Source organism: Nonomuraea sp. 3N208 (assembly GCF_052245935.1).
In the GTDB taxonomy this organism is placed as follows: Bacteria; Actinomycetota; Actinomycetes; order Streptosporangiales; family Streptosporangiaceae; genus Nonomuraea.
Genome location: NZ_JBQQBR010000045.1, coordinates 1 through 22,833 on the forward strand (window position 1 = coordinate 1; position 22,833 = coordinate 22,833).

General features: G+C 71.1%; 18 protein-coding genes and 1 pseudogene. 11 read left to right on the plus strand and 8 right to left on the minus strand.

The window, feature by feature from the left end:
• The coding region (locus ACTWPT_RS47225) for an IS66 family transposase (protein WP_443184089.1) at positions 1-442 on the plus strand (442 nt) is incomplete at its 5' end.
• A 211-nt stretch (positions 443-653) separates the two neighbouring features.
• Here ACTWPT_RS47225 and ACTWPT_RS47230 read toward each other — a convergent pair.
• A complete protein-coding gene (locus ACTWPT_RS47230; RefSeq protein WP_443184090.1) occupies positions 654-797 on the minus strand; it encodes a hypothetical protein in 144 nt (47 codons plus the stop codon).
• Between the two features lie 16 nt (positions 798-813).
• On the minus strand, positions 814-2,037 hold the full coding sequence (locus ACTWPT_RS47235) for an IS110 family transposase (RefSeq protein WP_443184170.1): 1,224 nt from the start codon (positions 2,035-2,037) through the stop codon (positions 814-816).
• 440 nt (positions 2,038-2,477) lie between these two features.
• Between ACTWPT_RS47235 and ACTWPT_RS47240 the strand changes: the two genes are divergently transcribed.
• The 3 genes and pseudogenes from ACTWPT_RS47240 to ACTWPT_RS47250 form a co-directional block, all read left to right on the plus strand.
• Complete coding sequence (locus ACTWPT_RS47240) at positions 2,478-4,346, plus strand: hypothetical protein (protein WP_443184091.1); 1,869 nt, start codon at positions 2,478-2,480, stop codon at positions 4,344-4,346.
• Between the two features lie 161 nt (positions 4,347-4,507).
• Positions 4,508-5,485, plus strand: coding sequence for an aldo/keto reductase (locus ACTWPT_RS47245; protein WP_443184092.1), 978 nt, complete (start codon positions 4,508-4,510; stop codon positions 5,483-5,485).
• Positions 5,486-6,034: pseudogene (locus ACTWPT_RS47250) on the plus strand (GNAT family N-acetyltransferase); the annotation flags it as partial.
• A 52-nt stretch (positions 6,035-6,086) separates the two neighbouring features.
• On the opposite strand, the gene ACTWPT_RS47255 reads toward ACTWPT_RS47250, so the two are convergent.
• Positions 6,087-6,377 carry a hypothetical protein gene (locus tag ACTWPT_RS47255; RefSeq protein WP_443184093.1) on the minus strand — a complete coding sequence of 97 codons (291 nt, stop codon included), beginning with the start codon at positions 6,375-6,377 and terminating at the stop codon, positions 6,087-6,089.
• Between the two features lie 203 nt (positions 6,378-6,580).
• On the opposite strand from ACTWPT_RS47255, the gene ACTWPT_RS47260 reads away from it, so the two are divergent.
• From ACTWPT_RS47260 to nirD, 5 genes are read left to right on the plus strand one after another with little or no spacing between them, the layout of a single operon-like run.
• The gene (locus ACTWPT_RS47260; RefSeq protein WP_443184094.1) at positions 6,581-7,891 is read left to right on the plus strand and encodes an MFS transporter; all 1,311 of its coding nucleotides are present in this window, start codon (positions 6,581-6,583) and stop codon (positions 7,889-7,891) included.
• A gap of 2 nt (positions 7,892-7,893) precedes the next feature.
• On the plus strand, positions 7,894-9,948 hold the full coding sequence (locus tag ACTWPT_RS47265) for a molybdopterin oxidoreductase family protein (protein WP_443184095.1): 2,055 nt from the start codon (positions 7,894-7,896) through the stop codon (positions 9,946-9,948).
• Positions 9,945-11,339 (plus strand): FAD-dependent oxidoreductase, encoded by a 1,395-nt coding sequence (locus ACTWPT_RS47270; RefSeq protein ID WP_443184096.1) that lies wholly within the window; start codon positions 9,945-9,947, stop codon positions 11,337-11,339. The genes ACTWPT_RS47265 and ACTWPT_RS47270 overlap by 4 nt, the downstream gene beginning before the upstream one ends.
• Complete coding sequence (gene nirB, locus ACTWPT_RS47275; RefSeq protein ID WP_443184097.1) at positions 11,336-13,765, plus strand: nitrite reductase large subunit NirB; 2,430 nt, start codon at positions 11,336-11,338, stop codon at positions 13,763-13,765. Before ACTWPT_RS47270 ends, nirB begins: the two co-directional genes overlap by 4 nt.
• On the plus strand, positions 13,762-14,082 hold the full coding sequence (gene nirD / locus ACTWPT_RS47280; RefSeq protein WP_443184098.1) for a nitrite reductase small subunit NirD: 321 nt from the start codon (positions 13,762-13,764) through the stop codon (positions 14,080-14,082). Before nirB ends, nirD begins: the two co-directional genes overlap by 4 nt.
• A 66-nt stretch (positions 14,083-14,148) precedes the next feature.
• On the opposite strand, the gene ACTWPT_RS47285 is transcribed toward nirD, so the two are convergent.
• A complete protein-coding gene (locus tag ACTWPT_RS47285; RefSeq protein WP_443184099.1) occupies positions 14,149-14,298 on the minus strand; it encodes a hypothetical protein in 150 nt (49 codons plus the stop codon).
• 177 nt (positions 14,299-14,475) lie between these two features.
• Here ACTWPT_RS47285 and ACTWPT_RS47290 point away from each other — a divergent pair, with 177 nt between their 5' ends.
• A complete protein-coding gene (locus tag ACTWPT_RS47290) occupies positions 14,476-15,018 on the plus strand; it encodes a YybH family protein (protein ID WP_443184100.1) in 543 nt (180 codons plus the stop codon).
• A gap of 18 nt (positions 15,019-15,036) precedes the next feature.
• On the opposite strand, the gene ACTWPT_RS47295 is transcribed toward ACTWPT_RS47290, so the two are convergent.
• Positions 15,037-15,282 (minus strand): hypothetical protein, encoded by a 246-nt coding sequence (locus ACTWPT_RS47295; protein WP_443184101.1) that lies wholly within the window; start codon positions 15,280-15,282, stop codon positions 15,037-15,039.
• Positions 15,283-15,408: 126 nt separating this feature from the next.
• Between ACTWPT_RS47295 and ACTWPT_RS47300 the strand changes: the two genes are divergently transcribed.
• Positions 15,409-16,152 (plus strand): hypothetical protein, encoded by a 744-nt coding sequence (locus ACTWPT_RS47300; protein ID WP_443184102.1) that lies wholly within the window; start codon positions 15,409-15,411, stop codon positions 16,150-16,152.
• An 84-nt stretch (positions 16,153-16,236) separates the two neighbouring features.
• Here the strand turns inward: ACTWPT_RS47300 and ACTWPT_RS47305 are convergent, their stop codons facing one another.
• The 3 genes from ACTWPT_RS47305 to ACTWPT_RS47315 all read right to left on the minus strand — a co-directional run bounded on the left by ACTWPT_RS47305 (position 16,237) and on the right by ACTWPT_RS47315 (position 22,812).
• Positions 16,237-20,952, minus strand: a complete 4,716-nt coding sequence (locus ACTWPT_RS47305) for an SCO7613 C-terminal domain-containing membrane protein (protein ID WP_443184103.1) — start codon at positions 20,950-20,952, stop codon at positions 16,237-16,239.
• A gap of 112 nt (positions 20,953-21,064) precedes the next feature.
• Positions 21,065-21,724: a FadR/GntR family transcriptional regulator gene (locus ACTWPT_RS47310; RefSeq protein WP_443184104.1), complete on the minus strand. Its 660-nt coding sequence runs from the start codon at positions 21,722-21,724 to the stop codon at positions 21,065-21,067.
• 47 nt (positions 21,725-21,771) lie between these two features.
• Complete coding sequence (locus ACTWPT_RS47315) at positions 21,772-22,812, minus strand: ADP-ribosylglycohydrolase family protein (RefSeq protein WP_443184105.1); 1,041 nt, start codon at positions 22,810-22,812, stop codon at positions 21,772-21,774.
• Positions 22,813-22,833: the final 21 nt, after the last annotated feature.

Sequence of the window (22,833 nt, forward strand, 5' to 3'; positions counted from 1 at the left end):
ACTGACCGACGCCAAGGCTGCGGTCGCCAAGGCCCGCGCCGAGGGCGCCACCGCCGTTGAGGCGGAGGTTCTGGACGGGCTGCGCACCCGTTATGACGAGGCGGTGGCCTGGGGCATCGCCACCAACACCCACCGCGACTGGCCCAGCGGCCGACATCCCGGCTACACCCTGGCACGCCGGCTGCAGACCCGGGCCACGCAGGTCTGGCGCTTCACCGTCGACTTCGCCGTGCCCTTCACCAACAACCCCTGCGAGCAGCCCCAGCGCATGGTCAAACTCCAGATGAAGATCGGCGGCTGCTGGCGCAGCGTGCGCACCGCCGCCCGCTACTGCCTCATCCGCTCCTACCTCGGCACCGCCCGCAACCACGGCATCCATCCCCTCGACGCCCTCCGCGACGCGCTCGCCGGGAATCCCTGGATGCCGCCACAAACCGCCTGATTAATCACAGGCCTGAATGGATACGTAACATGCTGCTCCTCGAAAATGGTCAGCCAGAAATGGCGAGAAACGGTTGATATGAATTAGGTCGCCGGCGCGCGGCGAACTCCCCGTGGAGGTGCTGCGGAAACCCCGTTATGAATCGCATCCCGATTTGCCTGGACGCGTGGCCTCATCATGTGCGCCTGCCGCGTATCTGTAAAGCACCCTCTCACCGGGCCGGGTGCGTCTCCGTGGCGAGGGTGCGGAGTTGCTCGGCGAAGGCGAGTGCCTGCTCGGAGGTCAGGCGGGGCTCGGCGCCCACGTAGAAGACCACGATGTCGCCCGCGGGCGATCGCACGGCGTTGAAAGACATCCCAGGAGCTTAGATGTCAAGCCGCAACCGACTCCGCGTGATGCGACCAGGCGGTCGTCTCGTTGTAGCGGGTGCCGGTTTTGAGGCATCCGTGCAGGATGCCGATGAGTCGGTTGGCGAGCTGGCGCAGCGCGGCGTTGTGGCCGCAGCCGCGGGCTCGTTGCCGGTCGTAGTAGGCGCGTGCGCCGGGCGAGAGTCTCAGAGCGCTGAATGCCTGGGTGAGCAGGGCGTCGATGAGCCGGTCGTTGTGGATGAACCGGGCCAGGGCGACCTTCTTCTTGCCAGACGCGCGGGTGATCGGGGAGGTTCCGGCATAGTTCTTGCGGGCTTTGGCACTGGCGTAGCGGCCGGGGTCGTCGCCGAACTCTGCGAGCACCCGGGCGCCAAGGACCGTCCCCAGCCCGGGCTGGGAGAGGATGATCTTAGCGGCCGGGTGCTCCCCAAAATGGGCTTCGACCTGCCCTTGCAGCGTCTTGACTTGGGTGTTCAACACGTTCAGGACCGCGAGCAGCGCCTGGACGGAGGCGGCGTAGGCGTCGGTCACCACCTCCGGCTGGCCGAGGTGCTCAGCGCGCAGCGCGGCCTGGATCACCGCGGCCTTGTCGGCCACGTTCTTGCGGCGGGCGTGCTTCAAAGCGGCGCTGATCTGTCCGATCGTCAGCCTGGCGGCCTGCGCAGGGGTGGGTGCCTTGGCCAGCAGCTCCAGGGTGTCGGCGGCGTCCAAATCCTCGAACGCGACCAGCGCGGCGGGGAAGTAGTCGCGCAGCGCGTGCCGCAGCCGCTGGGTGTGCCGGGTCCGTTCCCAGATCAGTGTCTTGTGCGTGCGGGCCACGACCTTGATGGCCTCGGCCCGGGCCGAGGCCCCGGCGACCGGCCGCAGTTCGTGGGCGTGGGTGCGGACCATGTCGGCCAGCACGTGCGCGTCACCGGCATCGCTCTTGGCTCCCGAGACCCCGAGCCGGTCACGGAACCGGGATGCCTGCAACGGGTTGACTGCCAGCACCGTGTATCCGGCAGCGACCAGCGCGGCCACCCACGGACCCCGGTCGGTCTCGATTCCCACCAGCACCTCGACCTTGTCGGCCTCGTCTCCGGCCAGCTCGCCCACGATCGCGTGCAGCCGGGCCATCCCGGCCACGCCTTCGGGCAGCCGGGCCTTGGCCAGCCGGCGACCGGAGCCGTCCATCACCTCCACATCGTGATGGTCCTCAGCCCAGTCATCCCCCACGAACAGTCGCAACGGTCCTCCCACCTCGATGCCGATCACCCTGAGCAGCCGACGGGAGAACCTCAGCGACCTAATCAAGCAGTGCTCACGCCCCTCAGGCGGGCACGACATCCCATCAGCGATCAACTCTCCCGGCCAACCGGCAGGGGCACGGTCTTTCAACAGGACTCAACGTCCAGGAATCCAGAGTGCTCACCTGCTGGCGGCTACCACCAGGAGTCTGCCGGACGGCTTACTCCCAGAACTGATTAGGAATCATGATGCCGACGATTCTGCCCGGCCAGACCGACATTTTCCGGACTCAACCGGCCGGGGACGTCGAACGTCCTACTCGCGGAACGGTATTCGGGGGACTGTCCGAACGCTCAGCCCAGATGACCGACAGGGGGTGCGGACATGTGGGCTTAGCACAGCGGCCGGTGGCGCTGCCGGCCATAGGCTCGGATCTCAGGATGGCGCTCGCGCGGGGCGAGCGTGCGCTGCAGGTGAACGGGGAGCTGCAGACGGCGCGGCGCTGGTTCGACGCCGCCTACCGGCAGGCGGAGATGTGCGGGGATCCGATCGCGCTCGCGGTGGCCGCCCTGGGGCTGGGCGGGGTGTGGGTCCACGAGCACCGTACGTGCGCCGAATCAGAAAGGGTGCGGGCGCGGCAGCGGCACGCTCTGTCGCTGCTCGATCCCGCGTCGCCGCTGGCATTGCGGTTACGCGTGCGGATGCGTGGCGAGGAGGACTACCGCGCCGGCGGGCATGTGGCGATCATGGGGCTGCTGCGGCAGGCCAGGGACTCCGGGGATCCGGTGGCGCTGGCGGAGGCGCTGAGCCTGGCACACCACTGCCTGCTCGGGCCCGAGCACGGGGCGACCCGGCTGGAGCTGGCCCGGGAGCTGATCGGCCAGGCGGCGGTCACCGAGCGCAGGGGCGACCTGATGATGGGGTTGCTGTGGCGGACGGTCGATCTCTATCTGGGCGCCGATCCGCATGCCGAGCGGTGTCTGGAGGAGCTGCGCGGCCTGCTGGACGAGCACGTCTATCTCGCGGTGGGGTACGTCGTCAACGCCATCGACGTCATGCTGACCATCCGGGCCGGGCGGTTCGGGGAGGCGGAGCAGCTGGCGGGGGAGTGCTTCGAGCGCGGCGTCGCGGCCGGCGACATGGATGCCACCGGCTGGTACGGCGGCCAGCTCGGCGCCATCCGCTGGTACCAGGGCCGCGCCGCCGAGACGTTGCCCGCGCTCCAGGACCTGGTCAGCTCGCCCACGCTCAGCCCGATCGACAACTCGTACGTGGCCGCTCTGGCGCTGGCCTCGGCGACGGCGGGGGACCGGCGGTCGGCGGCCGGGCACCTGGCGCGGCTGCGCGGGCGAGACCTGGGGGATCTGCCCAGGTCGAGCAGCTGGCTGGTCTCGATGTACTGCGTCGTGGAGACAGCGCACCTGCTCCAGGACGCCGGTACGGCGGCGGAGGCGTACGCGTTGCTGAGCCCCTTCGCGGAGCTCCCGGTGATCGCAAGCCTCGGCGTGGTGTGCTTCGGTTCGGTGCACCACGCCCTGGGCATGGCCGCGCTCACCGTCGGCGACCTGGAGCGGACGGTCGGCCACCTGCGGGCCGCCGTGCCGGCCAACTTGGCGCTGGGGCACTGGCCGGCGGTCGCGCTGTCCAGGTGCCGGCTCGGGCAGGCGCTGGCGCTGCGCGACGGACCCCGGGACGAGGCGGCGCTCGCGGAGCAGGTTGCCGCCGGGCGGGAGGCCAAAGAGCTGGGCATGGTGCTGCCCGCCGTGGTGGCGCGGACGGACGGCGAGTGGCGCGCCTGCCGGTTCCACAGGCAGGGGCGGCACTGGCAGGTCGAGAGGGGCGGGCGGGTCACGCTGGTGGAGCACAGTGTGGGCATGGCGCACCTGGCCGCGCTGGTCGCCAATCCCGGGCGTGAGATCCTGGCCGCCGATCTCGCCGCGGGGACGTGGTCGCGCGGGACCGAGGGCGCCTCTGCGCAGCCGGTGCTCGACGACCTGGCCAGGGACGCCTATCGGGGGCGGCTGGCGCAGTTGCAGGCCGAGATCGACGAGCTCGAGGCCATAAACGACCTGGAACGGGTGTCGACGTTACGGCTCGAGCACGAGTGGCTGGTGGCCGAGTTGTCCGCGGCCACCGGCCTCGGCGGGCGGTCGCGGCCGTTCGCGGGGAGCGATGAACGCGCCAGGATCGCCGTCGGCAAGGCCATCAGACGGGCGCTGTCGCGCATCGCGGCCGTGGACCCCGTGATGGGGGAGGAACTGCGAGCCACCGTGCAGACGGGGCTGCGCTGCTCTTACCGTCCCCGGTGACGGCCGGCGAGCTGCGCCTGCGACTTCGGTCGGAACTGGGGATCCCCATGAACAGACTCCGCGCCGCGCGCACGTGGCATGCGTAACCCCTACTCAGGCAAGCGGCGAGCCTCATGGTGGAATACGGAGCGGGCAGTGTTGGACAGGAAAGTGAGCCACCCATGGAACACCGCATATTGGGACGCACCGGACGCCAGGTCGGCGTTGTCGGCCTCGGGGCCTGGCAGCTCGGCGCCGACTGGGGCGAGGTCTCCGAAGACGAGGCCTTCGCCACGCTGGGGGCCGCCGTGGACGCGGGCGTCACCTTCATCGACACCGCGGACGTGTACGGCGACGGGCGCAGCGAGCAGATCGTCGGCCGCTTCGCCAAGGGCCGCCCCGAGCTCACCGTGGCCACCAAGATGGGCCGGCGACTGGAGCAGATCCCGTCGAACTACGTGATGTCCAACTTCCGCGCCTGGAACGAGCGCTCCCGTCAGAACCTCGGCGTGGACACGATCGACCTGGTCCAGCTGCACTGCCCGCCGACCCCTGTGTACTCGGCGGACGCCGTGTTCGACGCCCTGGACACGCTGGTGGCCGAAGAGAAGATCGCCGCATACGGGGTCAGCGTCGAGACGTGCGAGGAGGCGCTGACCGCGATCGCCCGGCCGGGCGTGGCGAGCGTGCAGATCATCCTGAACGCGTTCCGCCTCAAGCCGCTGGAGCAGGTCCTGCCGGCCGCGCGGGCGGCAGGCGTGGGCATCATCGCCCGGGTCCCGCTGGCCAGCGGCCTGCTGTCGGGCCGGTACGACGAGCACACCACGTTCGCGCCCGACGACCACAGGACCTACAACCGGCAAGGGGAGTCCTTCGACGTCGGCGAGACGTTCTCGGGCGTGGACTTCTCCACCGGCCTGGAGGCGGTCCGCCGCCTGGTTCCCCTGGTGCCGGAAGGGGGGACCATGGCCCAGTTCGCGCTCCGCTGGATCCTGGACCAGGAGGGCGTCTCGGTGGTCATCCCGGGGGCACGCAACCCCGGCCAGGCGACGGCGAACGCGGCGGCGGCCTCCCTCGCGCCGCTGCCGGCCGAGACGCTCGACGCGGTGAAGGTTGTCTACGACGAGCTGATCCGCCCCCAGGTTCACCATCGCTGGTAAGGCGACACGCAAGGATGTGGCTCGTCCTCCCGGAGGGGCCGGGAGCCGGTCACCCGCCGTACGCTGTGGGGCATGATTCGTCCCGCAACGCCCGCTGACGTGCCTGCGATCCTCGATATGATCCGCGAGCTCGCCACCTACGAGAAGGCCGCCCACGAGGTGCGCGCCACCGAGGAGGATCTGCACGCCGCGCTCTTCGGCGACCGCCCCGCTACCTTCGTGCACATCGCCGAGCAGGACGGCGAAGCCGTCGGCTTCACCCTGTGGTTCCTCACCTTCTCCACCTGGAGGGGCGTGCACGGCATCTACCTGGAGGACCTCTACGTACGCCCCCAGCACCGCGGCGGCGGCCACGGCCTGGCGCTGATGGGGGAGCTGGCCAGGATCTGCAAGGAGCGCGGATACCAGCGGTTCGAATGGTCGGTGCTCGACTGGAACGAGCCGAGCATCGCCTTCTACGACAAGCTCGGCGCGCTCCGGCAGGACGAGTGGCTGAAGTACCGGCTGACCGACGAGCCGCTCCGGCGCCTGGCCGAGCGGCAGGATTGAGAAACAGGTCGCGCAGGTCACGTACGGTGACGTGACCTGCGTGACATATCCGTTAAACCCCGGCGTGCGTCCTGGGCCTGATGCGCTGGGTCTCCTCGTACGTCTCCATGCCCGGTTCCTTGATGTCGCGATGCGTTTCCTCCATGCGCAGCGCGACTCCGATCGCGAAGAACGTGGGCGCCCACTCGCCGACGAAGATCCCCCACCGGTCGGCGCGATCAAGGCCTGCGTGCTCGGTGCTCCGTGCGACCATCCAGGACGTGCAGGCCAGGCCGATCGAGCACAACCCGGCGAAATACATGTGATTGGACCTGACGCCCATCTTGTGCAGCGTTTTGATCATGGTTCCCCCCTTGCTGTGAGAGCTGGTACCCGAGGGGCGTGGCTGTAACCGAAGATTACGAGTGTGTTTCCACTGTGACGCTTGTGCGCGGCTTGTTACAGCGGTGAATCACATGTAACGAGCGCACAGCCACGGACTGTCAAAGTGCGTAACGAGCCATTCCTACCTTGGAGATCCCCGGACGCCGAGCGTAGGAGAGATCGATGGCGCGCTGGATCGCCGATTGGCACCCCGATGACCCAGCCTTCTGGGAGAGCTCAGGCAAGCGCGTGGCGCGCCGGAACCTGATCTTCTCGATCGCTGCCGAACACCTCGGCTTCACCGTGTGGACGCTGTGGAGCATCGTTGCCACCAAGATGGGGGTCTACGAGTTCACCACGGACCAGTTGTTCTGGCTGGTGGCCCTGCCGAACCTGATCGGGTCCGCGCTGCGGATCCCGTACACGTTCGGCCCTGCCAAGTACGGCGGCCGCAACTTCACCGTTGTGAGCGCGCTGCTGCTGCTCATTCCGGCCATCGGCCTCGGGATCGCGGTCGGCAACCCGAACACGCCGTATTGGATGTTCCTCGTGATCGCGGCCCTCGCCGGATTCGGCGGCGGCAACTTCGCCTCGAGCATGGCCAACATCACCTACTTCTACCCCCGTAGCAAGCAGGGGGTGGCGTTGGGGCTGAACGCCGCGGGCGGCAACATCGGCGTCAGCTCTGTGCAGCTCGTCATGCCGCTGGTCATCGCCGGGCTCGGGCTGGCCGCCGCCGGCTGGTTCTGGCTCCCGCTCATCGTCGTGGCCGCCGTCTGCGCCTGGTTCTTCATGGACAACCTGACCAGCGCCAAGGCCAACCCGCGTGAGCAGTTCGCGGTGGCCGGCAAGGCCCAGACCTGGATCATGTCCTTCCTGTACATCGGCACGTTCGGCTCGTTCATCGGCTACTCCACCGCGTTCCCGCTGCTGAGCAAGAGCCTGTTCCCCGAGGCTCCGTTCGCCGTCGTGGCGTTCGTCGGGCCGCTGGTCGGCTCGCTGATCCGGCCGGTCGGCGGCTGGCTGGCCGACAAGCTCGGCGGCGCCCCCGTCACCCTGTGGAACTTCGCCGCGATGGGCGGCGGCGTGCTGCTGGTCTGGGCGGCCAGTTCCTCCGGCAACTTCTGGTTGTTCTTCCTGTCCTTCCAGCTGCTGTTCCTCACCTCCGGCATCGGCAACGGCTCCACGTACCGCATGATCCCGGCGATCTTCCAGGCCAAGGCCGTGGCCGAGCGTGGTGAAAGCGAGGAGGCGCTGCTGCACGGCAAGCAGCAGGCCTCGGCCGCCGTCGGCATCATCTCGGCGGTCGGAGCGTTCGGCGGGTTCCTCATCAACCGGGCGTTCGGAATGGCGTTCGCGGCGGCCGGCACCCCCGCCCCCGCCTTCCTCGCCTTCGGCCTCTTCTACGCCTCCTGCTTCGCGCTCACCTGGTGGTGCTACACGCGCACGGTCGGCGTCAAGGTCGTGGCCAGCCTCGCTCACGCAAGGGTCTGAACGTGACGGACGCGGTGAAGACGCACTGCCCGTACTGCGCTCTGCAGTGCGGCATGGAGATCGGTCCTGAGCTGGCCATCCAGCCCAGGACCGACATCCCGGCCAACGCCTCGGGCGCGTTGTGCCAGAAGGGATGGACGTCGGGCGAGCTGCTCACCAACGGCGAGCGCCTGACCTCCCCCCTCCTGCACGGCGAGCCCGTGGAGTGGGACGTCGCGCTCGACTACGTCGCGTCCCGGTTGTCCGCCATCCGCGCCGAGCACGGCCCCGACGCCGTGGCCGTGTTCGGCGGGGGTGGCCTGACGAATGAGAAGGCCTACACGCTCGGGAAGTTCGCCAGGGTCGCGCTGGGCACCAGCCAGATCGACTACAACGGCCGCTTCTGCATGTCCTCGGCGGCCGCCGCGTCGATCAAGGCGTTCGGCATGGACCGCGGGATGCCCTTCCCGATCACCGACCTGGCCGAGTCCGACATCGTGCTGCTGGCCGGCGGGAACGTCGCCGAGACCATGCCGCCGTTCGTCCGGCACTTGTCGGGCCCGCGAATGATCGTCATCGACCCGCGGCGCAGCCAGACCGCCAAGCTGGCCTGGCTGCACCTGCAGCCCACGCCCGGCACCGACCTGGCGCTCGCCCTCGGGCTGCTGCACATGGTCATCGCCGAAGGGCTCGTGGACGAGGAGTACGTCGCCGCCCGCACCACCGGATTCGACGAGGTACGCACCTCGCTCGCCTCCTGGTGGCCCGAGCGGGTCGAGCGGATCACCGGGGTGCCCGTCTACCGGATGCGGCAGGCCGTCCGGGCCATGGCCGCGGCGGGCAACAAAGGGAGCGGAGCTCCCGAGCAACGAAGAAACGTGTACATCCTGACCGGGCGCGGCGCCGAGCAGCACGCCAAGGGCACCGACACCGTCACCGCGTTCATCAACCTCGCCCTCGCGCTCGGCCTGCCGGGCCGGCACGGCTCCGGCTACGGCTGCGTGACCGGGCAGGGCAACGGGCAGGGCGGCCGGGAGCACGGCCAGAAGGCCGACCAGCTGCCCGGCTACCGCAAGATCGACGACCCGGCGGCACGCGAGTACGTCGCGAGCGTGTGGGGCGTGCCCGCCGAGTCGCTGCCCGGGCCAGGGCGGTCGGCGTACGAGCTGCTCGACGCCCTCGGCACCCCGGACGGGCCGCGGGCGATGCTGCTGTTCGGGTCCAACCCCGTGATCTCCGCGCCGGCCGCCGAGCACGTCGCCGAGCGCATCGCTTCCCTGGACCTGCTCGTGACCTGCGATTTCGTCATGTCGGAAACCGCCGCCATGGCCGACGTCGTGTTCCCGGTGACGCAGTGGGCCGAGGAGACCGGCACCATGACCAACCTCGAGGGCCGCGTCCTGCTGCGTAACCAGGCGGTCGCGGCGCCCGCGGGCGTCAGGAGCGACCTCGACGTCCTCGCCGGCCTGGCCGAGCGGCTCGGGCACCGCTTCGAGACCGACCCGGTCAAGGTGTTCGACGAGCTGCGCCGCGCAAGCAAGGGCGGTCCCGCCGACTACTCCGGCATCACGTACGAGCGCATCACCGAGGAGAAGGGCGTGTTCTGGCCCTGCCCCTCGACCGAGCACCCGGGCACGCCCCGCCCGTTCCTGGACTCCTTCGCCACCCCGGACGGCCGCGCCAGATTCCTGCCGGTCCAGCACCGGCCGCCGGCCGAGGAGACCGACGAGGACTACCCCGTGTACCTGAGCACGGGACGGGTGCTGGCCCACTACCAGAGCGGCGCGCAGACCCGCAGGATCGCCTCGCTCGTCAAGGCCGCGCCCGAGCCGTTCGTCGAGATCCACCCGGACCTCGCCGAGCAGCTCGACATCACGGCCGGCGACGTGGTGCGGGTCAGCAGCAGGAGAGGCGAGGCCAAGGCCGTCGCCAGGATCAGCGACGCCATCAGGCGCGACACCGTGTTCATGCCCTTCCACTGGGAGGGCGCCAACCGGCTCACCAACCCGGCCCTCGACCCGACGTCGAGGATGCCGGAGTTCAAGGTCTGCGCGGTCAGGGTGGAGAGGGACTCATGAGGCTCGTCGTCGTGGGGAACGGGATGGCCGGTTCGCGGCTGGTCAGCGAGGTGCGGACCCGTGACCCCCACATGAAGATCACGATTTTCGGCGCGGAGACGTGCCAGCCGTACAACCGGGTGCTGCTGTCCAACGTGCTCGCCGGCAGCTCACGCCCGGACCAGGTGCGGCTGCTCGACTCCTCCTGGTACGCCGCCCACAACGTCGAGGCCGCGTTCGGCAGCGCGGTCGCCCACATCGACAGGGAGACCAGGCACGTCGTCACCGAGGACGGGCGGCGCGAGCCGTACGACCTGCTGGTGCTGGCAACCGGCAGCGACGCCATCGTGCCGCCGATCCCCGGCGTGGAGCGGGCCATCCCGTTCCGCACCCTCGACGACTGCGAGCGCATCATGGGCGTGGCCGAGCAGGCCCGCCGGGCGGTCGTCATCGGCGGCGGGCTGCTCGGCATCGAGGCCGCCCGCGGCCTGGCCGGGCGCGGCCTGCCCGTCACGCTCCTGCACCTGGCCGGGCACCTCATGGAGCGCCAGCTCGACGTCGAGGCCGGCGAGGTGCTGGGCGAGACGCTGGCCGGGCTCGGCGTCGAGATCCGCACCGGCGTCTCCACCTCCTCCGTGGACGACGACGGCGTCCGGCTCGACGACGGCGAGCTGATCGAGGCCGACCTGGTCGTGCTGGCCTGCGGGGTCCGCCCCATCACGAGCCTGGCCGCCGAGGCCGGGCTGGAGGTGCGGCGCGGCGTCGTCGTGGACGACGAGCTGCGGACCGACGATCCGTCGATCTTCGCCATCGGCGAGTGCGCCGAGCACGACGGCACCGTGTACGGCCTGGTCGCCCCCGCTTGGGAGCAGGCCTCCGTGGCCGCCGACGTCATCACCGGCGGCAAGAGCCTCTACCACGGCTCCCGGCTCGTCACCCGGCTCAAGGCCAGGAGCGTCGAGCTGGCCGCCATGGGCGAGACCCACCTCACCGAGGAGCATGCCGAGGTCGTGCGCTTCAGCCACCGAGCCCGAGGCACCTACCGCAAACTCGTGATCCGCGACGGCCGCCTGGTCGGCGCGATCCTGCTGGGCGAGAGCGACGCCGTCGGCACGCTCACCCAGCTGTTCGACCGGGGCGGACCGGTCCCGGGGGACCGGGCGGGACTGCTGTTCCCGGGGCTGTCGTCGGCGCCCGTGGCCGACAGCCCGACGCTGATGCCCGACGCGGCCAAGGTCTGCCAGTGCAACAACGTGACCAAGGGCCAGATCAGAGCGTGCTGGGAAGCCGGGGCGCGGGACGTGGAGGGAGTGGCGGCCGCCACCCGGGCCACGACCGGATGCGGTACCTGCCGCGACGCCGTGGAAGGCATCGTGAGCTGGCTGTGCGAGCAGGAAGGGATTTCCGTATGAGCAGGATCGTCGTCGTTGGGTACGGGCCGACGGCCCACCGGCTCGTCGAAACCCTCGTCAGCAAGGGCTTCGACGGGCAGATCACCGTGATCGGGGAGGAGCCCCGGCCCGCGTACGACCGGGTGGCCCTGACCTCCTACCTGTCGGGGACCACCGCCGAGGACCTCACCTACGACGTGCCTGCGGGCACGGTCACCAGGCTGAGCACCCGGGTCACCGGCATCGACAGGGACGCACGTTTCGTCACCCTGTCCGACGGCGGGACCGAGCCCTATGACGCGCTCGTCCTGGCCACCGGGTCCGCGCCGTTCGTGCCGCCGGTGCCGGGCGCCGAGCACGCCTTCGTCTACCGCACGCTCGAGGACCTGGACGCGATCAGAGTGGCCGCCAAGGACGCGGCCGAAGGCGTCGTGGTCGGCGGCGGGCTGCTCGGCCTGGAGGCCGCCGACGCGCTGCGGGCACTCGGGCTGAAGGCGCACATCATCGAGATGAGCCCCTGGCTGATGCCGCGGCAGGTCGACGAGGGCGGCGGCGCGGTGCTGAAGCAGCACATCGAGGACCTTGGGCTGAGCGTGCACGCCGGCGCCGGGGTCAAGGAGATCGTCGCCGACAAGGACGGCCGGGTCGCCGGGTTGCGCAAGCCGGACGGGACGCTGGTGGACGCCCAGGTCGTGGTGTTCTCCGCGGGCATCAGGCCGCGGGACGAGCTGGCCAGGTCGTCCGGGCTGGAGGTGGGCGAGCGAGGCGGCATCGTGGTCGACTCCGCGATGCTCACGTCCGACCCCTCCATCTACGCCGTGGGCGAGTGCGCGCTGGTCGGCGGCATGATCTACGGGCTGGTCGGGCCGTGCAACACGATGGCCGAGGTGGCGGCCGACCGGATCATGGGCGGGTCCACGACGTTCGAGGGCGCGGACATGTCCACGAAGCTCAAGCTGCTCGGCGTGGAGGTCGCGCAGTTCGGGTCCATGACGGGGGCGCTGGACGTCACGTACATGGACCCGGTGGGCGGCGTGTACAAGAAGCTGTTCATCAGCGACGACGCGCAGACGCTGCTCGGCGGCATCTGCGTGGGCGACGCCTCGCCGTACACGCAGCTGCGGCCCTTCGTCGGCAAGGCGCTGCCGGCCTCGCCGTCGGACCTGCTGTTCAGCGGCGCCGGGGCCAACCTGGACCTGCCGGACGAGGCGCAGGTCTGCTCCTGCAACAACGTGTGCGCGGGCGACATCCGCACGGCCATCGCCGACAAGGGCTGCACCGACGTCCCCGGGCTCAAGGCGTGCACCCGCGCAGGCACCACCTGCGGGAGCTGCGTGCCGATGCTCAAGCAGCTGCTGGAGAAGTCGGGCGTCGAGGTCAGCAAGGCGCTGTGCGAGCACTTCACGTACTCGCGGGCCGAGCTGTTCGACATCGTCCGCGTCCGCAACATCACGACGTTCTCCCAGCTCATCACCGAGCACGGGCAGGGCAGGGGTTGCGACATCTGCAAGCCGGCCGTGGCCTCGATCCTGGCCTCGCTGCACAACGGGCACGTGCTGGAGGGCGAGCGGGCCGTGCTGCAGGACACCAACGACGCCTTCCTCGCCAACATGCAGAAGAACGGCACGTACTCGGTCGTGCCGCGCATCCCCGGCGGCGAGATCACGCCTGAGAAGCTCATCGTGATCGGTGAGGTCGCCCGCGACTTCGGCCTCTACACGAAGATCACCGGTGGTCAGCGGATCGACCTGTTCGGGGCCCGCGTCGACCAGCTGCCCGAGATCTGGCGGCGGCTGGTGGAGGCCGGGTTCGAGTCCGGACACGCCTACGGCAAGGCCCTGCGCACGGTGAAGTCCTGCGTGGGCTCGACCTGGTGCCGCTACGGCGTGCAGGACTCGGTGGGCCTGGCCATCGCGCTGGAGCTGCGGTACCGCGGCCTGCGCTCGCCGCACAAGCTCAAGTCCGCCGTCTCCGGCTGCGCGCGCGAGTGCGCCGAGGCCAGGTCGAAGGACTTCGGCATCATCGCCACGGAGAAGGGCTGGAACCTGTACGTCGCCGGCAACGGCGGCTTCAAGCCCCGCCACGCCGACCTACTGGCCGGCGACCTGTCCACCGAAGAGCTCATCAGGACCATCGACCGGTTCCTGATGTTCTACATCCGCACCGCCGACCGGCTGCAACGTACCGCCGCCTGGCTGGAGTCCCTGGAAGGCGGGCTCGACTACCTACGGGAGGTGATCATGGAGGACTCGCTCGGCATCTGCGCCGACCTCGACGCGCAGATGGAGCACCACACCGCGACCTACGCCGATGAGTGGGCCGCGACTCTGGACGACCCGGAGAAGCTGAGCAGGTTCGTCAGCTTCGTCAACGCACCCGGCGTCCCCGACCCGTCGATCGTCTTCGAGCAGGAGCGCGGCCAGATCAAGCCGGTGATGGCCCGATGAGCTGGACGCCGATCTGCGACTACGACAAGCTCCTGCCGGAACGCGGCGTCTGCGCGCTCGTGGACGGCAGGCAGGTGGCCGTCTTCCGCACCTACGACGGCACGCTGCACGCGCTGGACAACCTTGACCCGTTCAGCGGCGCGTACGTGCTCTCGCGCGGCATCGTCGGCACTAGGAAAGGCGAGCCGACCGTGGCCTCGCCGCTGCACAAGCAGGTGTTCTCGCTGGTGTCCGGAGTGTGCCTGGACGAGAAGGACGTGGCGGTGCCGGTCTATCCGGTACGGCTGGCCGACGGGTGCGTCGAGGTGAGCCTCTAGGCGCACCCGAGAATCAGGCCCAGGTCGTCCGCTCGCACGACGGCTTGGGCCTGTATTTTTGTGCTGTCAGCCCCTGTCCTGCTCCGCCGGCGGGTAGACGTGCGGGCTGCGGTGGCCCGCTGGAAGCACGCAGCGCCGTCCCGCCTCGACGCTGTCGCAGCGTTCGGCGTCCTCGCGCTGGGGGAGGGGCTCGGGGTCCGGCTGTGTACGTGGCACTGGACGGACGCTATCGGCGACATCTGGAGCTCTGGTCTCGAGGCGGCAACGATCGCAGCTCTGAACGGTCTCCTCAAAACCGGTCATTTAGTCTAGTAATACCGGTCGAGGTAAAGACGGCGTGCAAAGTGCCTAAACCGCGCATTCGGCGACGAGTGGCGCGGGCATCAAGCGGCCATGAGCAAGATTTCTCAGCGCAGGGCGCTCCTGATGGCCGCGATCATTCCCGCCATGCTGCTGGCGGGCTGCGCCGCGGGGGGCAGCGGCACACAAGCCATGAAGGGTGCGGCGAGTCCGGCGACGCCGACCGAGGACATGATGTCGCCGGAGGAGACCGACACCGAGACGGATACCGCCTCGCCGACGGAGACAGGCGGCGCCGCCGAGGCGCGGTCGGCCGTCGAGGGGTTCTTCAACGCGCTCAAATCGGGGAACCTCGACCAGGTCACGGGTGCGTTCGCCGACGACGCGGTGGTCGCCGTGGACGGGAAGGCCACGGCGGAGGGCACCGAGGCGATCCGCGCGCTCTTCCAGGGCCAGCTCAACGAGATGAAGCAGGCCACCCACACCATCGAGGAGGATCGCCCGCTCGGCAGCGAGGACGCCGTCGTCACCGCGACGAGCAAGCAGGGGAACGGCAACCTTCGCGAGCTGTTCCTGCTCTCGCAGGATGGCGGGGAGTGGAAGATCTCGCAGTTCATGAACAACCGGGCCGGCTGAACACGGCGGGGCGGCGCGCTAATGCTGCGCCGTGTCGCCGGGGATGCGGGGCGTGATCCGCTGCTGATCGACCAGCGCGAGATAGACGGCGAAGGCGCCCCGCGTCCACATGTCGGCTTGTCGCGTGGTCAACCTGATCTCCTCGCCCTCATGCGAGACGATCACATATCCGCCTAAAGGCATCCGTCGCCAGGCAATCAAGACGTTTTCGTAAACGAGCACGTCCAGCATCGCACCCAGGTATCGACGTCCGGCGGCGGACACGGCGTAAGCCTCCTCGCTCCTCGCCGAATTCTCGCCTTGCCTCCATTGTGCGCGCCCTATCGGGAAATGGCGCATTTCCTGGAACCTCGTCCGTTCAGGCGGTGTATCAGCTCCGGAGGTGGTCCCATGAAGACGATGCTGGCCGTGCTGGCCGCCGTGGTGGCGGCCCTGGTCATGGGGACTGTTCCGGCCGGGGCGGTGGGGAATTGGGCGGTGACGTACATGGATCCGCTGCCGGGCCGGTTCGACGGTGGCACGCCGTATGCGCTGGGGTTCTGGGTCCTGCAGCACGGCAACCACCCGTTCGAGGGAGACCTCGGGACGGTAGGGCTGCGGCTCACCGGGGAGGACGGGAAGAGCTTGATGTTCGAGGGCACGGCCCTTCCCGAGGCCGGGCACTACGCCGCGTCCGTGGTCGTGCCGAAGGGCGTATGGAAGGTCGAGGGCATCCAGGGCGTCTTCCAGCCGCACGAGGTCGGGCAGCTCAGCGTGCCCGGCGAGCTGAAGATCAAGCCCGTGCAGAAGGAACCGATCGAGGCCTTCGTGGGGCAACGGACCGACTATTGGGACGCCGTGCGCCCACCCGGGTTCCCTGACCTGCCGGGAGACAAGGTGACGGTTGGGACCGGCGCCGACCTGGATGCGGCAACGGCGGCGCCCCCGGTGGCGACGGCGGCGCCTCAGAAGGTGGCGGCCGGACAACCGGCGCAGGACACCGGCGGGGTGCCCGCGTACACGCTACTGCTCGCGGCCGCCGGCGGTGCGCTGCTCGCGGTGGCGGCGCTGCGCCTTCCCCGGCGAAGGGAGAGGACGGATCAGCAGGATCCGCCCGTGGACTCGTCGTCGGAGACGATCGTCATCTCGGGTTAGCCCCGGGCGGGGGGCTGGTCGCCGGGGTGTGCTCGCGACGCCGTTTTCCCGAGCGGCCCGCGTCGCAGCACACCCCGGCCGCGGCTAGCGCATCCTGACGATGAACCTGCGGATCTTGCGGAGGTCGCGCAGCCGGTGCTCGTACGTGGCTCCGGTGAACAGCAGGAACGCGCCTGCCAGCGCGATGGGCAGCCAGCGCGGGCCCTCGCCCATCAGCTCGGCGAGCGTCGGCGCGAACTCGTGCGCCGCCGTCACCACCAGCACCGCCCCGCCGAGGATCAGCGGCGCCTGCAACCGCGCCCATGCCCCGGTCATGGTCGCGGCGAACGCGGCCGCACCGAGCAGCAGTGGCCTGGTCAGGCCGACGTCGTTCCAGGCCGCGTACGCGCTCGGCAGGAACGTCAGCGCGAGCGCCGTGCCGTAGCCGAGCCAGGAGGACATTCCGGGATCGCGCCGCCTGGCCAGCCACGCCACCACCAGCCCGGCCACGGACAGGGAAACGGTGTACGCCTCGGGAGCCGTGACGTCCGAGATCGCCAGCCGGAGCCAGAGGGCGAACTGCAACAAGATGAGCCCGCCCCAGACGGCCGGCCGTCGATCGGGCCGCAGGGCGACGGCGAGCGCGAGCAGGCCGGCGCAGGTCAGTGCGAGGCTCAGGCAGTCGGCGTCGGCCTGGGTCAGGATCAGCCCGATCGCGGCCAGGGACCATCCGGGCACCTCCACCGCAACCGCCACACCACCCCCGCCCTCCCGGCCGTCCCCGGTTCGCGTCGCCAATGCCGCCGCGTCGCCGTCGTCGGAGGTGCTGGGACGGCGGGCCAGGGCGGCGGACACGACGGCGGACAGCGCCGCGACGGCGAGTGCCGCGAAGCCCGCCCCCTCCGCCCGGAACCCCGCCGACAGCGCTGAGGCGATCGCCAGTGCGCCCGTCGCGACGGTGGCCGAGGCGGCGGCGCCGGTACCGGCCTTGTCGTTGCGGGCCAGGACTGCGGTCACGACTCCCAGCACCGCGACCCCGGCCAGCACCACCAGCGTGGACGCCTCCGCGTCCAGCGACCACACGACCAGGTGCACACCGAGGCCCACCGCCAGCACCCCGGCGGCCCCCGCCCGCGGGCCGAGTGCGGCCTGGGCGGCCAGCGCCACCAGCAAGACCCCGTAGAAGGCCAGCGTCCCCGGGTACGGCAGGTCCGCAACGGCAGGCACGAGCACGAGGCACAAGACCGCGCCCACCGTGGCCGCCGTCCGCCCGGCGAGCGGCCTGGCCAGCCCTCGAGCAACGATCACGCCGGTGACCGCCACGAAGACCCCCACCCCCAAAGCGGTCTCCACCCCCGACAAAGCGAACCCCGCCGGCTCGAACTCGAGCGGCTCCCCCCGCGGCCCGACCCACACATGGGCCAGCGCGCTGGTGGACCACCCATCGAACCGCTCACTCCACGGATGGCCGGCCCCTGAGTACGGCCGCTGCAAAACCGTCCCCCAACTCGACAGATGCGGCAGGACGGCTGCCCCCGACGCTGCGGCCGCCAGCACGTACGCCCCGGTCCTGGCGCCGTCCCGCAGCCGCCCGGCCCCGCCGGCCAGCGCGAGCGCGCCCACCGCCAGCACCAGCGACAGCCGTGCCGGATCGTCCGCGGTCAGGATCATGGTGACCAGCCACAAAACCAGCGCCGCGCCACCCGCCGGCCCGGCGATGGCGCCGGACAGGACCGGCAGCGCGGCGGCCCGCGACAACAGCACCGCCACCAGCAGCAGGACCAGCGCCGCGTTCTCGGGGCCGAGCCCACCGCCGAGCGCGGCGGCCACGCTCTCCGCCCCTACGGCCAGCCCGGTCACGGTCGAGGCAACGCTCGTGACCGGCGAGCCCTTGCCCCGGATCGCGCACAACACCCCGGTCACCACGATCGCCGCCAGCACGGCGAGCGTCGCCGTACGGTCGGCCAGCGACCAGGAGACGGCCAGCGTCGCCGTCCACAGCCCAGCACTGCCCACGGCCGACCGGCTCACTGCCGACCAGAGCGCCAGCCCCGCCGTGAGCGCGACGAGGAAGGCCAGCGCCGCCCAGTACGGCAGGTCCGCCGCCACCGGCAGCGTCGTGGCCGCCAGCGGGAACACGACCCTCGCCACCCCCATCGCCGCCGGCCTCCCCCAGCGCGCCCAGGCGGCGAGCGTGCCGGCGCCGCCCGCCAGCACCAGCACGGGCAGCAACAGCGGCTGCTCCTGCCACGGCCCCGAAGGGCTGAGCGCCTGTCTGGCCCCTTCCGCGGCGCCCGCCCAGGCGTGCGTCACCCATTGGTACGGGCCCACGAGCGCCGGCACGACGGCCGTGCTCACCGCCAGCGGCGCGAGTGCGGCCAGCACGCACGCCTCGACCGCCGCCGCCGTGCGCCATAGGCCCCTGGGCCGCCGCCACGCCGAGCCTGCCGCCAGGACCGCGCCGATCGCCAGCACGAGCGCCATCAGCTCACCACGCACGCCCTGCTGCGCGAGCGTGAACACCCCCACGGCCACGGCCGCGGCCTCGACCGCCGTACGCCCACCCGGCTTGATCGTCCTGGTCAGCCGGTCCAGGCCGCCGAGCGCGAGGGTGGCGGTGGTGCGGCGCGCACGGACGACGGCGGTGGCCAGCCGGCGCGACGGTCGCGTCACGACGAGTGTCACCGCCCGCACGCCGAGCAGCGCGAACGCCGCCCCGGGCCCGTTTTCGAACAGGGCCCAGACGAGCAGGCCCGCCGCCAGTGTCGCCCCGGCGCCGCCTGCGGCCTGCACCGCCTTCGGACGGGCGGCGACGGCACCGGCAAGCGCGATCATCATGAGCCCGGCCGCCACCCCGATGGTGGCCTGCCGATCGGCCAGCGCCCAGCACATCGCCAGCACGGCCACGTACCCGCCCAGCCACAACGCCGCCTGGCCATGCGGCGTCAGAGTCACCGCCCCGCCGGCGGTGGCGGTCGTCGTGCCGGGTGAGTCGCCTTGGCCGGCGGCCGCCGTGCCGGGCACTCTGCCTTGGCGGGCGGCCGTCAGGAGCAGCGCGCCGGCCAGGGCCACGAGCACCGCCAGCGCCGCCTCGTACGGCATGCCCGTCGCCACCGGCGCCGTGAGCACGGCCAGCGAGCCGAATACCAGGCAGACCGTGCGGCGCAGCTCGGGGGTCCACGTCGGGCCCAAGGACGGCAACAGGATCATGCCCAGCGCCACCGCCCCCATCACAAGAGGTGTGGCCGCCGTGTCTTCCCACAGGACGAGGTCGTGAGGCCCGAGCACGTGCGCGGCGGGGCCGCCGGCGTCGGACCAGATCGACGACAGCCAGCCCATCGGTGCCAGCCCGGCCGTGAGCACGGCAGGCGCCTTCGACACGGCCGACGCGGCCAGAGCCAGCACGGCGCCGGTACGCATGCCGTCGCGCAGCCGTACCGGGAGCTTGAGTGTGGCGGCGAGAACCAGGCAGGCACCGTACGCGACGACGGCGGCCTGCCAGAGTGCGGGCACCATCGAGGCGGGCACTACGCCGATCGCGCCGATCGCGGCGAGAGCGCCACAGGTGGCGATCAGCAGGCGTGCCGCCCGCCCGCGCGTCGCTGCCGCCCACAGCAGTGCCAAAACCGACGAGGCGGCCAGAATGAGGGCGGCGACCGGCGGGGACATCATGGGCATCTGGCTGCCGCTGTCGCTCGCGCTCCTCCCGGCCTCCTGGAGTGCGATCACGCCCGTGCCGGCCAGCCAGATGAGAGAGCCCGCGACGGCCGCGGTCACGTATTCGACGGCGGCTCGCGCCCGCCGGGCCGCGTGCCACAGGGCCAGATCGAAGGCGGCGGTGGCGGTCAGCGCTGCGGCGAACCAGGCCCATCCGGTGGTGTGCTCGAGCTCCACGGCCAGTCCGGCCAGCGGCAGCGGGGCCTGCGCCAGCACGATCGCGACCGGCGTGGGCAGGCGTAGCGGGGCCCACCGTGCGTACAGCGCCCATCCCAAGGCCAGCGCGGCACCGCCCAGCGAGAACCCCCACAGCGGGTTCGGGCCCGGCCCGCCGGAGGGGCCGCCGTCGTCGAAAACCTGCAGGACCGCGACACCGTCCAGCGGGATCAGCACGAGGCCGACCAGGGCCACCGTCTCGGCGGTCGCGACCAGCCGGCGGCGGACCAGCAGCCAGGGGGCGGCCAGCACGGCGAGCGTGAACACGCTCAGAATGAGCGCGCGAAGTGCGGGGACCTGCCAGCTCACCAGCGTGAACACCACGGCGGCGATCGACAGCAGCACGCCGCCGAGCAGCAGTAACAGGTTCTGCACCGCCCGATGCGACAGATCCCGCCCGGGCGCCTTCCCACCCGCGCCGGCCCGCGCGACGGCGTCCGTCCGGGCCCGCCCGCCTGCGTCCGACGCGACGGCGGTGGTCGTGGCGGTGCCGGTCGCATTGGCGGTGGCGGGCGTCGCGTTGGCGGCGGCGGATGTTGTGCCGGTGGCGTCGGCGGTGGCCGTCGTGCTCGGGCCGTTCGCCGTGCCCCCGTTCGCCGTGCCCCCGTTCGCCGCGACGCCGGTTGCCACCGCGCTGACGGGTGCGGGCACTCGGCTGGCCGCGCGCATGGCGGTGAGGGCCTCGTCGCGGCGCGTCACCAGCTCGGTACGGCGCTCCTCCACCTCGGCGAGCGCGGCCACGGCGGCGTAATAGGCGTCGGCGGCGGGGCCGCGCAGGAGCAGGCGGCACTCGGGGCAGGCGGCGGGCCGCGAGTGGCCGGCCAGGGAAACACCGGAGCCCGGTAAGCCGGCCCCGCATCCGGGACAGGCCGGCGTCGTCCGATCCATGCGTGAACCTCCCGAAGATCGGGTCGTCCACGACCTTGCCGTACGAAGTCACGCCTTGTCTGGAAATCAGAAAACCGCTATCCGCTCGTGACGGAAGCCGGCGGAGGCGGCGTCAGAGCTCCCGTTCCTGCTGGTCCAAGATGCCGACCGACACCGCGACCGCCCGTGCCGGATCCCCGTCCTCGATCGCCCGCAGCAGCTCCTCGTGCGACGCGTCCGGCTCCAGCGCCCCCTCCTCCTGGTCCCGCACACTGTCGCGCAACGCGTCGCTCATGCTCCGATAGAGGTCGGCGAGCAGCGCGTTGTGGGCCGCGTCGGCCACCAGCACATGGAAGGCGACGTCCGCGTCCGCGAAGCCGTCCAGGTCGCCCGCCCGCCCGGCCGCGTCCCTGCGGGCCAGCGTCTCGCGCAGCGCGACCAGGTCCTTCTCGGTGCGCCGCCCGGCCGCCAGGCGGGCCGCGACGAGGTCGAGCCCGCGGCGTACGTCGATGATGTCCATGGCGGCCGCCGTGTCCAGCCGTCGGCGCAGCGCGACCTTGGACTCGTCGGTGGCCGTCACGTACGTGCCGTCGCCCTGCCGGGTGGACAGCAGCCCGGCATGCGCCAGGACCCGGACCGCCTCGCGCACGGACAGCCGGCTCATGCCCAGGCTCTGGGCGAGCTGGCTCTCGGACGGGATCTTCGTGCCGACCGGCCACGCCCCGCGGGCGATCTCCCGGCGGAGCTCGTCGATGGCGGCGTCAACGAGCGAGGTCCGAGCGACGTTTCGCATGCAATCCTCTTCCCATTTCGGCTGGGGAATCCCACCCTAAGCGGTGATCAGGCCAGCTCGGCGACCAGGCGCTCGATCGTGTCGCGGCCTTCAAGCGGACGCAGCCAGGCAGGCGGCAGGGCGGCGGCGCCGTGCAGCGTCCCCAGCAGGTTGCCGCACACCGAGCCGGTCGAATCGCTGTCCCCGGAGTGGTTGACCGACACGAGCAGCGCACGTTCGACGGAGGTCTCGGCCAGGGCGCAGTACACGCCGATGGCCAGGGCCTCCTCGGCCACCCATGCGCCGCCCAGCGACTCCACCCGCTCCGGAGACGGCGGTCCACCGAGCTCCAGCGCCGCGCGCAGCGCCGCCGTGGTCTCCTCGTGCGCCGGGTAGCCGGCCAGCAGCTCCATGGCATGGTGGACGGCCGGTTCCAGGGTCTCGCCCGCCATGAGGTACGCGATGATCGCCGCGAAGGCCCCGGCCGCCAGGTAGCCGGTGGGATGGCCGTGGGTGATCTGCGCACACGCCGCCGCCATCTCAAAGGCGGCTCGCGGGTCGGACCCTGTCGGCTTGCTCCACCCGGCCAGCCCGAACGGGGCCGAGCGCATCACCGTGCCGCAGCCCTTCGAGTTCGAGTTCACCGGCCCCGGCTCACCGAGCGGCGACGGGCCGGGGAACGGCCGGTGCAACCCCGACAGGCAGGCGTTGCCTGGCGCGCGGCGGGAGTAGAGCCAGCCCTCCTCCCGCAGCCGCCCCGTGCGGTGGGAGAGGTCGGCAGGCGGGGGAGCGTGGTGGCCCTGGGTGTCCAGCCAGCGCAGGTACGCCTCCCGCACCGCCTGGACCACCGGCGCGCCGCCCGCCCCCGTGTTCCATGATCCGCTAACGTGATCGGCACGGACGAGGCCCTCGACGGTGAAGAGCGTCATCTGGGTGTCATCCGTGATGAGGCCGGTTTTGCCGCGCCAATCCGCGACATATCCAGTGATCCCGTCCGGCCCGTGATGCTTGCGGATCTCCCGCAACGACTGGAACTCGATGGGCGCCCCGAGCGCGTCACCGATCGCGCCGCCGAGGAGGCAACCCCGGATTCGATCCTGACCATCCATACCCCGGATCTTGTCAGGTCC